The following is a 13,541-nucleotide window of genomic DNA, read 5'->3' on the forward strand; positions in this document are numbered from 1 at the left end:
CATCATCGCTGGATGCCGGTATTCGAAAGGCTTTATTACGCTTTTTACTAAGCCGGCTATACTGTTAAATCAAATCCAGACCCTTAACCCAGCCTTTGAAAAAAATTGGAAATCACAAGGCTTATTTCACTATGCCCTCAAAAGCGTTTAAAAATCGGAAAATCAATGAAGTATCCTGTGTTTTGTGTTTTTTTGTTTTTTCTAATTCATCAAGTGGAGGAAATTGGAAAAAACACCAGGATAACATCTTATTTACAGGGTTTTAACAACCTATATCACGGATTCAGGAAGAATTTATTTACTACTATTATTCTGTCATTTAGCAAAATATTCGTTTTTCATACAAATTTTTGCAAATTTTTCTTAATAAAGAACAAAACTTCACGTCCATTGTACCATTTTACAAAGCAGGGATATATGCCTATATATTTATTTTCCCATGGCATTTATAATAACTGTAATAAAAGCTTTTTTACCCAATTTTCAGACTCCAGAGCTGTAATATATGTTGATGCCGAAAGGACAGACAAGGTGCAATATATAATCGGACAAGGCAGAATCTTGTCATGCGGGGTGTAATGAAATGAAAAATGAAAATCAACTCAGCAGAATACAGCATCCAGTCATTCGAAAATGTATGAAGCATTTGGATGTCATCGGGGCTCATGATAAGACGAAGCAAATTGTTTATATGTATATGAAGTTAATGGACGATGAAATCTTAAGGTTAAAAAAGCAAAACGCGCAATTACATCAAGATAAAAAAACAGCAGACAACTGGTGATCCGGATCCGGTTGTTTTTTTTATGGGGAAGCAGGGGTGCTGGAATAAATATGCAGCCAGTTACAATCTCTTTACCCTGCTAATATTTTTTGAAACTTGATAATCAGCCATAAAAAAGAAATAGCTTTTCAAATGGAAAAACTTTATATTAGAAGATGGGTTACTGTAGCATGGGTGTGGACGAAAGAAGGGATAAAGAAATGGAATTTTTACACAAACTATGGGCTGCAGTCAAAAGGTTATGGAAAAAAGCCCACTTAAACCAAATCTTATTATTGGTCGTATCATTATTCATATTAATAGGATTATCCTATTTTGCATATTTGGCCAGCAAGGCAAATGTAGAATCGTTAAAACAAGGCTTGGCCCAAGCTACCGTCATTTATGACAAAGATGGGGATGAAGCCAGCAAAATATCCGCCAACCGGATGGAAGGCGTGCCGATCGGCGAAGTGCCCGATCATTTAAAAAACGCCATTGTCGCAATTGAGGACCATCGTTTTTACAGCCATAGGGGGTTTGATGTCCGGGGGATTTTTCGGGCCTTTTTTCAAAATTTAATGTCAGGCCGAATTCGGGCGGGAGGAAGTACGTTAACGCAGCAGTTGACGAAAAACGCGCTCCTGTCACCGGAAAGAACATACAAAAGAAAGCTGGAAGAAGTGTTTCTGGCAATTGAGATCGAAAAGAAATTTACAAAAGATGAAATACTGGAAATGTATTTAAATCAAGTGTACTTTGGCAGGGGTGCGTGGGGTGTGCAAAACGCATCAAAAAAATACTTTGGAAAAGATGTGGAAGACGTCACATTAAGTGAAGCGGCCATGCTCGCAGGCGTTGTAAACAGGCCGACCGCACTCGATCCCTATAAAAACTTTGAAGGGGCGGTTGAACGAAGAAATCTGGTATTAAAGGAAATGCTCGAATTTGGAATGATTTCTGAATCAGATTATAAAGAAGCCCTTCATGAAAAAATTGTATTGGATGACAAGGGAGGAGACCCGCTGAAAGGAAAATATCCTTATTATGTAGATGCGGTTCTCAATGAAGCGATCAACAAGTATGGACTGACCCAAGACGAGATTTTGACGAGGGGGTACAAAATCTATACTCAAATGGACCAAAATCTACAAGCCGGCCTGGAGAGAGTATACGCGAATGACGCCCTCTTCCCATCCAGTGCCGACGGGACCCTTGCCCAAAGCGGATCCATCCTTCTTGACCCGAAAACGGGCGGCATCAGGGCGCTTGTCGGGGGCCGCGGCGAGCATACGTTCAGGGCCTATAACCGGGCCACCCAATTGAAGGCACAGCCAGGATCCATCATGAAACCGCTGGCCGTTTATACGCCGGCGCTTGAGGAAGGGTATACGGCCCACTCGACCTTAAAGGATGAAGAAGGCATGTCTTTTGATCAATACACGCCGAAAAATTTTAACGGCCAATATGCTGGAGAAGTCCCGCTGTATAGAGCCGTAGAGGAGTCATTAAACGTCCCGGCCGTTTGGCTTTTAAATGAAATCGGCTTGGAAAAAGGAGTGGAAGCAGCCAAAAAATTCGGTTTGCCCATCAAAAAAGAGGATAAAAACTTAAGCCTTGCGCTGGGAGGAACCACTACGGGCTATTCACCGCGGCAAATGGCCGAGGCTTATTCAGCATTCGCCAATGGCGGAAAAAGGATGGAAAGCCACATTATTACAAAAATAGTCGGTCCCACCGGCAATGTTGAGGCTGAATTTAAACCAAAATCAACCCGTGTTACTAGCAGCAAAACGGCCAAACAAATGACTTCGATTTTACTGAATGTTGTAGAAACCGGAACAGGAAGAAATGCCAAATTACAAGGTTACTCCATTGCGGGAAAAACCGGGTCAACCCAGCTCCCTTATCCGGAAATTTCAGACGGCACAAAAGACCAGTGGTTTGTCGGATATACACCAAATCTTGTCGGAGCTGTTTGGCTCGGATATGATATAACCGACAGAAACCATTATTTAATGGGATCGAGCAGCGACACCGTCGTTCCCATTTTCCGGTCCATGATGGAAAATGCTCTTCCTCATATAGAAAAAGAAGATTTTGATACACTTTCTGTCAATCAGCGGCTGGAAGAAGAGAAAAAGAAAGAGGACCAATCCATAAAAGAAAAGCTTGATCAATTTGACGAAAAAATGATGGATCAAGCCAGAAAATGGAAGGAAAAACTGCAAAAAGGAAAAGGCAATCTTGAAAAATTGGAAGAAAAACTGAGGGAGACGTATCAAAGGATGAAAGAACAATAGTTATTTCAAATCCGTTTTTTCTTCAGTCACGGAAGATGAAATTTTTGGCGTTTTATGAGAGAATACATGTGTTTAAAGAACACGAGGAGGCATGTACGAAATGGAATTCCGGATTGAGCGGGATACAATTGGTGAAATGAAAGTTCCTGCAGACAAGTATTGGGGAGCACAGACACAGAGAAGCAAGGAGAACTTTAAAATTGGACATGAAAAAATGCCGCTGGAAGTCATTAAAGCATTTGTCCAATTGAAAAAAGCAGCAGCCATTACAAACAATGAGCTGGGCAAGTTGTCCGACGCGAAAAAAGATGCGATCCTCAAAGCTTGCGATGAGGTATTGGAAGGTAAGTTTGACGAGCATTTTCCGCTTGTTGTTTGGCAAACGGGAAGCGGTACACAATCCAACATGAACGTCAACGAAGTGCTTGCACGCCGTGCAAACGAGCTGTTGGGTGAACGTGTGGATGAAAAGATTCATCCAAACGATGATATCAACATGTCACAAAGCTCCAACGACACATTTCCAACGGCCATGCATATTGCAGCCTATCATGCCATCTACAATGATTTGGTTCCTGCGCTGGAACAATTGAAACAAGCAGTTCTTGAAAAAGAAAAAGCATACATGAACATCATCAAAATCGGGCGTACCCATTTGCAGGACGCTACACCGCTGACACTCGGACAGGAAATTAGCGGCTGGCGCGCCATGCTGGAAAAAAGTGAAAAAATGATCCGGGAAAGTGCTGAACATCTTCTCAACCTGGCCATTGGAGGCACTGCCGTCGGAACAGGGATAAATGCGGAACCTGAATTCGGCGACAAAGTCGCAAAGCAGATCAGCAAACAAACAGGTTATGAATTCGTCTCTTCCGACAACAAATTCCATGCACTGACAAGCCATGATGAAATTGTTTTTGTCCACGGTGCGCTAAAAGGCCTGGCAGCCGATTTGATGAAAATTGCCAATGACGTCCGCTGGCTGGCAAGCGGCCCAAGAAGCGGCATCGGCGAGATTACGATTCCGGCCAACGAACCGGGAAGCTCCATCATGCCTGGCAAGGTAAACCCGACACAGAGTGAAGCACTTACGATGGTGGCTGTCCAGGTGTTCGGGAATGACGCAGCCATCGGATTTGCCGCAAGCCAGGGGAACTTTGAATTGAACGTTTTTAAGCCGGTGGTTATTTATAACTTCCTGCAATCGGTCCATCTGCTTGCAGATGCAATGGTTTCGTTTGATGAAAAATGTGTCCGCGGCTTGGAACCCAATATGGAAGTTATTGAAGAAAATGTAAATCGTTCCTTAATGCTTGTTACAGCCCTCAATCCGCACATCGGCTACGAAAAAGCTGCAGAAATCGCGAAATTGGCTTATAAAGAAGGAACAACATTGAAAGAAGCGGCCATTAAAACAGGTTATTTAACTGAAGAACAGTATGATGAATGGATCGACCCAAGCAAAATGGTTAACCTTCCAAAGTAAATACAAACGGATGAAGCCCCCGGTATTTCCCGGGGGCTTTTTTCCATTCATGTTATCATGTTATTGGCCGGAGAATCCTCCAAGCTGCTGCTGGGCAATTGCTACCAAGCGCTTGGTGATTTCACCACCGACAGATCCGTTTGCACGGGAGGTCGTATCCGCGCCAAGATTTACGCCAAACTCTTGTGCAATTTCATACTTCATTTGATCAATCGCCTGCTCGGCTCCTTGTACCAGGATTTGATTGGAGTTGTTGTTAGCCATGTTGTCATCTCCTTGTTGTATGATATAAATTGGTTGGGTTAGTCGGAGTTGCACCGACAAACATGCATGTTAGCTACTGGGCCTAACCCAATGTATTTCTATTTTGTTTTCTTAGGGAAAAAATATGCATATGGACAAAAGGGAATTTTTCCCTGCACCGCTTATGCATGATTTCACGGCAGACACAAAAATTAATCAAAAAAGGTGGCTGCAATATGTCATTTTGCCCGCTATGCAATGGAATAAGCGATGAATATTACCAATGTTCCGTGTGTCAGGGAAAAATGGAGGATGGAGGAAAAATTTACGATTACTACGACGATTATTCTCCTTATATGGAAATCGATTGGAACAAATTGGCGGATGGCGTTCCAAACAGTGCGGGGAAGCCGGAATGCGTACATTTACTGGTCTGCCCCCGCTGCGGAAACGAACAAGAATTGACGGTTCATCATAAATAAGAAATAAAGCTGACGCGTTCTTTCTTGGGAAGTAAAGAAAGCATAACCTTCAGTGTCCAACTCCGACGCACAGGACGTGCTAGTGCAGGCGAAGCGACAGGACGTCGCAGCCTGAGCCTGCCGACGCACAGGACGTGCTAGTGCAGGCGAAGCGACAGGACAAGGAGAGCTTCGACAGCATTAGCATCGCACGAAGGAAAAGCGCAGCTTTTTCAAGGACGTCGCAGCCTGAGCCTGCCGACGGACAGGACGTCCTATTGCCGCCAGGCCGCCTACAGGACGCGGCGGACCTAGGCCGCCCCCCGAGGTCATAAATCAAACAGTAGGCCTCCTGCGTGTTTTGCCTTATGGCCCGTACTGAGCAAGGCGCTTGCGCTTTTTTTTAAAGTCAGAGCAGAAGAAGCCAGACGGTCTAAATTTGCGAAAGAGCAAAAAAGGGCACGGACACCCGGCCCTTTATCGCATGTTTATTGTTTTTTCAGCGGTTCTTCAGGAAAAAGGTCTATAGTCTGTTCGATGTTTGCACCATCTTTTCTCATGATTACCGTCCCGCCGGCTAGCCCTTCGTTCACCATTCGGTCAATATCGAGAAAAGATTGGTCTTTTCCTTCATGTTCTGTGTCCGGCAAAAATTGGTCTTTTTTTTGATCCATTACATGACCCTCCTTTGTTTACAGTTTAGGCAGCCTCCGTAATGGATCATTCATAGAAAACAATGGCAGTTTTCCGACTAACGTTGATCATAAACATGAAACAGCATTAAATCATGGATATGCTTCTCAAGATTTTCCCGGATCCTTGCTTCAGGCGCTCCGGCAAGCCAATCAATCTTCCCGTCTGGCCTGTAAATGCCCTCATACCTTTTTCCGCTAAAATAAAAGGAAATATTCCAGCCGGGAATTCTTTCATCGCGATACAACGGACTGTATTGAAAATGTTGCAGCATTGGTGTCACCCCATCTAATTTTTCGATAACTCCAGTTCTTTTTCCTGCTTTTTGTTCAGCCGAACCAAAAAGGCGCCCGCCAGCCTTTTTGTCAAATAATCTGTACGTCCCAATCCGGGAGGGAAAAAAATGGATTGATTGGGTATTGCCTCCACTTTAAGCAGCCATATATGGCCATCACGGTCCATGCCTAAATCCAATTCCATTCCTGTGAGAATTCCTCCCAAATTGTCTTCGATCGCACATGCAATATCAATGGCAGCCTTTTCAAGCTTTTTCCGCTGATTCATCCGTTCGGCTTCGTCTTGAAATACGTCTTCAAAGGAGATTTCGTTTGTTCCGCTTTTTTCGTAGGCGTATTTTGCTTTGATGGTATCCGTTCCCCATTTGTTATTGTTATGGACAACAACATGAAAATCAACTGCTTTGTTTTCTTTTCGGATGAGACGGATGCCCTGTTGTATGAGAAATTTTTCCAATTGCCTTCTTGCAAATATTTTTCTTGAAAAACCTTCAATGGTTTTGAACTTTAGAAGTTTTTTTGTTTGATCAAATAAGCGGCAGTAATATAATCGTTCCTTGCGGTGATAAAGAAGCTGGCAGGCTGATTTGCCGTCATCGTCTTTTAAGAAAACATGGCCATAATCATCCAGCATGCGCTCCACGGACGAAAAAGAGATAAAAGGATGCGTTTCTGGCAAATATGGCTCTGCCCGTGCATCATTGTACAGTTTTTCATAAAGTTCAAGCTGGCTGAAAAATCCCGGATGATACCAGGGGATCAAATAGTCATTCTCCAGTTTTTGTTTTAATTGGGCATTTGCATCCCTGTTTTCACTTGAACCTTTCGGAAGCCGATCTATGACGATGTTTGGAAAAGGAACAGGTCTTTTTTCCCAACCTTCTTTAGTATGGAAAAAACCTTGTATCAATCCGTTGTCCCAATCAATATGTTCTTTTCCGAATAAAAAAGAAACGGACCCCAATTCGCTGTGCATCGACATTTGCCCTGCAAACAAGTCCGACCTTGATCCGACCGGAGCGAGTTGTTTCGGGGTAAAGCCAGATGTAAAAATACCGACAAGCGGTCCCAAATATAATGTTTCCCCATTTTCAAAAAGGCTGATGGACGAAACAAAATCCGGAAGTCCAAGGGCATCGCGCAGTCCGGTACTGATACCGACCACATTTCTGCCCTCCGGATGCTTTATAAACACAGTTTTTTCCAAAGCTGAACCGAAAGCCGCATATTGATGTTTTTGTTTAAAACTGAAATCCTCCGGGTAATGCAATTCCAACTTTTCGTCTTCAAAAAAATCAATCTTAAAATGTCTTTTCATTGCTGAAGCCTCCCTGGGAGCGTCCATATTTGCCCTTGTATACAGCCATTCTTTATAATCAGGTCATGACCGCATTTTTTGGGCTCATTTCTTATCATCGTATGTCAGTGTAAATGTCTTTGTTCAAAGGAAAGAGAGCATAAATTTTTTAAAAGTAAAGAAAACATAACTGCTATTAAAATTTTTCTTCAAAAGAAGCTTTTCTGTGTATAGCTCCGACGCACAGGATGTGCTAATGCAGGCGAAGCGACAGGACAAGGAGAGCTTCGACAGCATTAGCATCGCACGAAGGAAAAGCGTAGTTTTTTCAAGGACGTCGCAGCCTGAGCCTGCCGACGCACAGGACGTCCTAGTGCCGCCGCTGCCACAGGACGTGGGGACCTAAGGCGCCAGCGCCTAGCCCCTCGGGGTCATAAGTCACAACACTCCGGAGGCGGGGGCCTCCTGCGTGTTTCGCCTTATTTGCCCTTGCTGAGCAAGACAACTTGCGCTTTATCAAGCTTTAACGGATATGAAGTGCCAATGGGGGAAGTGACAGGATGCCAGGCGGCACGGGAACATCGATTCATGATGCCCAAAGCAGCAGAATGGTCTTATGCTGGTTGAAGCCTGCTTTTTTATTCAGTCTTAATTGATTATTTGGAGGAGATTTACGTATGAACAATTGGTTCACATTAATTTTGTTTATGATGGTGATCGGGGCAGTGATCGGAGGCTTTACAAACTTTCTCGCCATTCGAATGCTGTTTCGGCCGTTTCATCCGATTTATATCGGTAAATGGCGGCTCCCGTTTACGCCGGGGCTGATTCCGAAAAGACAAGGCGAGCTGGCGGCGCAAATCGGGCGGCTTGTCGTCAGCCATTTGGTCACACCTGACAGCATCAAAAAAAAATTTACAGATGAAAAATTCAAACAGGAAATGGAAATCTGGATCAATGATAAGTTATCCGGTTGGCTTGATAAAGGGATCACCTTGGAAAAATTGTTTGAACATATGCAAATAAATGATCTCGGTGAGAAAATTTCGGATTATATCAACGATAAAATTGAAAAAAAGTATTTTTCATTAAAACAGCAATATAAAGACAAAACCTTATTGGAAATCATTCCGGAACAGTGGTTGGCGGTTTTTTATCAAAATATTCCCCTCATCGCTGACCAGATCATTAAAAAAGGGAGCGATTATTTTACAAGTGAGGAAGGAAAAGAAAAAATCACCATCATGATTGAAAATTTTTTCCAAAACAGGGGAAAAATGTGGAGCCTCATTCAAATGTTTATTGGGGAAGCACAGCTTTCCGAAAAAGTGCAGCCTGAACTGTTAAAATTTCTGCATCATCCAAACACGAAAAAATTGCTTGTCTCCATCATGGAAGAAGAAGTTGGAAAAATTGAACAGAAAAAGGTCGATGAATTCTTTCAGCATGTTAATGATCAGAAAGTCGTGTCATTTTTGCAATCAACTGCTGCCGGCACGATTAAATGGGATCAAATGTTTCAAAAACCCGTAAAGGAAATCGTTTCCCCATACAGGGCTGTAATGCGTGAATCCGTCCTCCCCAATCTTCTGGGAGTCATCGGTGAATATTTGACGAAGCAATCCGGGGAGATTATGGAACGCTTTCAAATAGAGGACATTATCAGGAATGAGATCGAGTCGTTTTCACTGCAGCACCTGGAAGAACTCGTCATTTCGATCGCTAAAAAAGAATTGGCCATGATCACTTATCTCGGGGCCATTCTAGGGGGTGCGATTGGAGTCATCCAAGGTATCATTGTTACGCTTGCATCATAATATGTTAAACTATGGAAGGAGGAGTTGTTAAAATGAGTGCCAATTTATATGACCATGCGTATAGCCTTGAAAAAGCGATGCGAAAAAGTCCTGAATTCAGTTACCTGAAGCAAATGTATGCCGCTGTGGCCAATGATGCAGCAGCCAGCACGTTGTTTGATGAATTCCGGAATGTTCAATTGGAGCTTCAGCAAAAACAAATAGAAGGCCGGGATATTACGGAAGATGAAGTGATGGAGGCACAGGAAATTGCCAACCGTGTGCAGCAAAATCCGAAAGTGGCGAAATTGATGGAAGCGGAACAGCGGATGAGCATGGTCATTACCGAGTTGAATAAAATTATTCTAAAACCACTTGATGATCTATACGGTTCCATTTCCGGATAACGGAAGCGAATGGCGCATGAACGTTCATGTGCCTGTTTCTTAGTGTTAAGTATAACTTGCTAAGAAAATTTTTCTTCAAAAGAAGCTTATCTGTGTATAGCTCCGACGCACAGGATGTGCTAGTGCAGGCGAAGCGACAGGACGTCGCTGCCTGAGCCTGCCGACGGACAGTCCTAGTGCCGCCGGCCACAGGAACGTGGCGACCTAAGGCGGCCAGCGGCCTAGCCCCCCGATATTCGCTTGCGGCTGCCTCCTTGGGAATCGTCTTGTTTGTCTGCGTTTAGCAAGGCGCTTTTTTTGTTGGTTCCGTTCACGTAGAGAGTTTCTAAGTGACCGTAAAAGGGAAAATCTCGTCATTTGGGTCACGTAGAGAGTTTCAGGAGCCCGAAGAAGGTTAAAATCGACAATCCAATCTTGAAAGAGCCCAAATTCTGATGATATTGTAAAATGTCGCTTAGATGTTCAAAGCGAGCCAGCAGGTGGGTCCTTTCCCTCTGAATAGAGGGGCTGAGCGTCTATTATGGATGAGATTTTTAGCTTTTTTAGTGGAATTATCGACAGTTGTTTAATCACTAATTAAAGTCAAGGCTTACTCGGCAATTTGTCTTAATATTTGCAGAAGATACGGGCGCTTGCGCTTTTCTTAATTCCATTTTCAAATCCGGCGGGTTTGTTCTAATTGTTCCGCGCATCTCGTATATATGGATAAAGGCAGAGATTGCGTAAAGGGGGAACATGCAGCATGATATATAAAATGCTTGTTATGAATATCGACGGAACGATTGAGCAGGACAATGGAAAGATTCATAAACATACCCGGGAAGCAGTGGATTTTGCGCTGGAAAAGGGGATTCATATAACGCTCGCAACTTCCAGGAATTTTCCGGCCGCCAAACGTGTTGCAAAAACGCTAAAACTCGACTCCTATTTGGTTACACACCAAGGCGCTTTCATCGCCAAGCATTTAAACAAACCGATATATGTCCATAGGATTAATGAACAGATCACAAGCGAACTTGTCACGCTGCTGGAGTCCTTTCCTTGCCAAATCCGGCTTGTTCATGAAACGTTTTTATTGGGCAACAAAGTGAAAATCCCCAATAATATGATGGCAAAGGTGGTTTTCCAGTCGGCCAGCCGATTCATTTATCAGGAAAGATATGTGGATTCCCTGAGTGAAAGGCTATTGGATGCTCCAGTTTCTCCGCCAAAAATCGAGGTGATTTTTTTCACTGAAACCGATATGATAGATGCCAAAAAAACGATCGGGGACATGTACGAAGAAGTCCACTGCATCGAGTCTGGCGGGTTAAAGATGGAAATTGTGGCCGCGGGCGCTTCCAAGTTAAATGGAGTAAAATATGTTTGTGATCACTTCGGCATCAAACAGCACGAAGTTGTTGCCGTCGGGGCAGGTTATGATGATATTCCTCTCGTCAGTTGGGCGGGTTTGGGGGTCGCCATGGGAAATGGCCCAGCCCTGCTGCAGGATGCCGCTGACTGGATTACGAGGACCAATAATGAAAACGGCTTGGCCTATATGGTTCGGGAACACTTTAGAAAACAGTACCGCATTGAATTTTTAAAGAAAAACAATATGCTTAATTAAACATTTGCAAAGGCGCCTTCCGCTTTTCATTAAGCTTGCGGCGCCAATTTGTGTTAACGGTGAAATAATATGAGTTTTCCCGCTTGTGTTGTACATCTGTGTGTTTTATCCAGCAATCCTTTTTCAGCCAACATGGCGTTTCCTTTCCTTTTTGCCTCATTTTCATTTTCTGCTTCAAACGTTTCATCCAACAGTTTTTCTCCTGTTCTTTCAAAAGCGGTTAATTGATAAGCTCCCATTCCAATGCCTCCCTTTTTAAACTGTTAAAGTATAAATTTTTTTGAATATTAGGCTGAAAAAAGTATCTGCTTTGTCCAGCTCCAGCGCCTATCGACTGAGAGACTAGCGCTAATGTGCTCCTGCGGCGCAGCTTATTCGGGGAAGTATAGGCTCACCTCGCGCAAAGCTCACGATGTTAACTCAAAGAAGCAGCTTTCCTACGATAAGTCAACATCGGCTCCGCCGCACAGGACGTGCCAGTGCAGGCGAAGCGACAGGAAGTCGCCGCTTGAGCCTGCCGCCGCACAGGACGTGCCAGTGCAGGCGAAGCGACAGGACAAGGATAGCTTCGGCAGCATCATCATCGCACGAAGAAAAAGCGTAAGCTTTTTCGAGGACGTTGCCGCTTGAGCCTGCGTTCCCCGCCGTATTTCCTTTATCTCGTCAAAGGCACTTTTGTCTAGTTGCAGACGGCAGGGGCTCGAGGTCGCTTCGGTCAATCCAACGAAGTCAAAGAACGACTTCGCTGGATTGCCCTCCAGCGCTTGTCGCCCCTAGGCGGCCGTCTTCCGCATTTCAGCTCAGTCTGTACGTCGATGGGCCAGGCGCTTGCGCTTTTCTTTATCACTATCATTACATATTTGCGGAAAAATGAAAAGATGGATCGTGCAAGCATTCCCAAACTCTAGTATAATATTGAGAACGTATATTCGTTTGGGGGTGAGTGCCTTATGAAAGAAATCCGTTTTATCCATACAGCAGATTTGCATTTGGACAGCCCTTTCCGGGGGTTGGGCCATTTGCCGAAATCATTGTTCCAGCGCTTGCGGGAAAGTACGTTTGCGGCTTTTCAAAAAGTAATTGATGCGGCCATCGAAAAAAAAGTTGATTTCCTGCTCATATCCGGTGATTTATTTGATGGTGAAGATCGCAGCATCAAGGCACAGGCGCGATTGAGAAAACAGCTTCAACGCCTGGAAGAGAATGGAATAGCCGTTTTTATGATCCATGGAAACCACGATCACTTGGGCGGTGATTGGACAGCGCTTGACATGCCGGGAAATGTACGGATATTTTCCGAGAAAGTCGAACCTTTCCGCTGGACAGGCAAAAACGGGGTTTCCGCCCATGTGTATGGGTTCAGTTATCCGGAACGGCATGTCTATTCCCGGAAAATTTCAGAATATAAAAGGGTGGACGGAGCGGATTTCCATATTGCCATGCTTCACGGCAGCGAAGAAGGACAAGGCGGGGCGCATCAGCCTTATGCTCCCTTTTCGGTGAAGGAATTGCTGAAAAAGGAAATGGATTATTGGGCGCTGGGCCACATACATCACAAACAAATATTGCATGCCAATCCTTATATCGTATACCCGGGAAACATTCAGGGGAGACATCGAAAAGAGAGCGGGACAAAAGGATGCTATTTTGTCGTTTTAAATGATGGCGGCGAAGCAAAAATGGAATTTGTCGAAACGGCCGATATCCGGTGGGAATCAGTCGGCATTCAAGTCCGGGAGGGCATGGATCTCACGCAGCTTTTTACGGAATGCATGAAAGAAATGGAATCGATCAGGTCAAACAAAACCGAAGGGATTCTTTGCAGTTTGACGCTTCACCGTGCGGATTTGCTTTTGGATCATGTTTTGCGGACGATCGAGAATGGAGAGTTTCTTGAAATGCTCCAAGACAGCTCCGAATCGGAAGGTGCGTTTGTTTGGCCTTATCGGATTCACATTGCAGCGCCTCATTTTTCAAGTGCTGATGTCATTGACGAACAACTTGCCGGCACAATCGAAAACATCCTTTTGGAGCTAAGGGAGAATGGATTGGACGAGGTGATTTCAGAGCTTTATTCGCATATATACGGAAGCCGTTATTTGGATGCCTTGACTGAACAAGAAATAGGGGACATTCTTCATTCCGCCAAAAAGCTCGTGATTCACTCCATCTCCAAAATGAAGTAAA

13 protein-coding genes are annotated in these 13,541 nt (G+C 44.1%); 8 read left to right on the top strand and 5 right to left on the bottom strand.

What is annotated here, in order from left to right:
- The first annotated feature begins 583 nt into the window (after positions 1-583).
- The 3 genes from AB1L08_RS07670 to fumC all read left to right on the top strand — a co-directional run bounded on the left by AB1L08_RS07670 (position 584) and on the right by fumC (position 4,552).
- Positions 584-784, top strand: coding sequence for a hypothetical protein (locus tag AB1L08_RS07670; RefSeq protein WP_413064083.1), 201 nt, complete (start codon positions 584-586; stop codon positions 782-784).
- Positions 785-984: 200 nt separating this feature from the next.
- Positions 985-3,066 carry a transglycosylase domain-containing protein gene (locus AB1L08_RS07675; RefSeq protein WP_413064084.1) on the top strand — a complete coding sequence of 694 codons (2,082 nt, stop codon included), beginning with the start codon at positions 985-987 and terminating at the stop codon, positions 3,064-3,066.
- Between the two features lie 100 nt (positions 3,067-3,166).
- The gene (gene fumC / locus AB1L08_RS07680; protein WP_413064085.1) at positions 3,167-4,552 is read left to right on the top strand and encodes a class II fumarate hydratase; all 1,386 of its coding nucleotides are present in this window, start codon (positions 3,167-3,169) and stop codon (positions 4,550-4,552) included.
- Positions 4,553-4,612: 60 nt separating this feature from the next.
- On the opposite strand, the gene AB1L08_RS07685 is transcribed toward fumC, so the two are convergent.
- Positions 4,613-4,816 (bottom strand): alpha/beta-type small acid-soluble spore protein, encoded by a 204-nt coding sequence (locus AB1L08_RS07685; RefSeq protein ID WP_413064086.1) that lies wholly within the window; start codon positions 4,814-4,816, stop codon positions 4,613-4,615.
- A gap of 215 nt (positions 4,817-5,031) precedes the next feature.
- Here AB1L08_RS07685 and AB1L08_RS07690 point away from each other — a divergent pair, with 215 nt between their 5' ends.
- Entirely contained in the window at positions 5,032-5,277 is a 246-nt protein-coding gene (locus tag AB1L08_RS07690) for a hypothetical protein (protein ID WP_413064087.1), read from the top strand.
- 467 nt (positions 5,278-5,744) lie between these two features.
- Here the strand turns inward: AB1L08_RS07690 and AB1L08_RS07695 are convergent, their stop codons facing one another.
- The 3 genes from AB1L08_RS07695 to AB1L08_RS07705 all read right to left on the bottom strand — a co-directional run bounded on the left by AB1L08_RS07695 (position 5,745) and on the right by AB1L08_RS07705 (position 7,563).
- Entirely contained in the window at positions 5,745-5,930 is a 186-nt protein-coding gene (locus tag AB1L08_RS07695) for a hypothetical protein (protein ID WP_413064088.1), read from the bottom strand.
- A 77-nt stretch (positions 5,931-6,007) separates the two neighbouring features.
- Complete coding sequence (locus AB1L08_RS07700; RefSeq protein ID WP_413064089.1) at positions 6,008-6,223, bottom strand: YheE family protein; 216 nt, start codon at positions 6,221-6,223, stop codon at positions 6,008-6,010.
- 14 nt (positions 6,224-6,237) lie between these two features.
- Entirely contained in the window at positions 6,238-7,563 is a 1,326-nt protein-coding gene (locus AB1L08_RS07705) for a YheC/YheD family protein (RefSeq protein ID WP_413064090.1), read from the bottom strand.
- Positions 7,564-8,219: 656 nt separating this feature from the next.
- Between AB1L08_RS07705 and AB1L08_RS07710 the strand changes: the two genes are divergently transcribed.
- From AB1L08_RS07710 to AB1L08_RS07720, 3 genes are all read left to right on the top strand, one after another.
- The gene (locus AB1L08_RS07710) at positions 8,220-9,359 is read left to right on the top strand and encodes a DUF445 domain-containing protein (protein ID WP_413064091.1); all 1,140 of its coding nucleotides are present in this window, start codon (positions 8,220-8,222) and stop codon (positions 9,357-9,359) included.
- Positions 9,360-9,391: 32 nt separating this feature from the next.
- Positions 9,392-9,745, top strand: a complete 354-nt coding sequence (locus AB1L08_RS07715) for a YlbF/YmcA family competence regulator (RefSeq protein WP_413064092.1) — start codon at positions 9,392-9,394, stop codon at positions 9,743-9,745.
- Positions 9,746-10,487: 742 nt separating this feature from the next.
- Entirely contained in the window at positions 10,488-11,354 is an 867-nt protein-coding gene (locus AB1L08_RS07720; RefSeq protein ID WP_413064093.1) for a Cof-type HAD-IIB family hydrolase, read from the top strand.
- A 53-nt stretch (positions 11,355-11,407) separates the two neighbouring features.
- Here AB1L08_RS07720 and AB1L08_RS07725 read toward each other — a convergent pair whose 3' ends face one another.
- Positions 11,408-11,593 (bottom strand): YhzD family protein, encoded by a 186-nt coding sequence (locus AB1L08_RS07725; RefSeq protein ID WP_413064094.1) that lies wholly within the window; start codon positions 11,591-11,593, stop codon positions 11,408-11,410.
- Between the two features lie 711 nt (positions 11,594-12,304).
- Here AB1L08_RS07725 and AB1L08_RS07730 point away from each other — a divergent pair.
- On the top strand, positions 12,305-13,540 hold the full coding sequence (locus AB1L08_RS07730) for a metallophosphoesterase family protein (RefSeq protein WP_413064095.1): 1,236 nt from the start codon (positions 12,305-12,307) through the stop codon (positions 13,538-13,540).
- Position 13,541 lies beyond the last annotated feature (1 nt).

It is taken from the genome of Siminovitchia jepli (assembly GCF_047228825.1).
In the GTDB taxonomy this organism is placed as follows: domain Bacteria; phylum Bacillota; class Bacilli; order Bacillales; family Bacillaceae_C; genus Siminovitchia.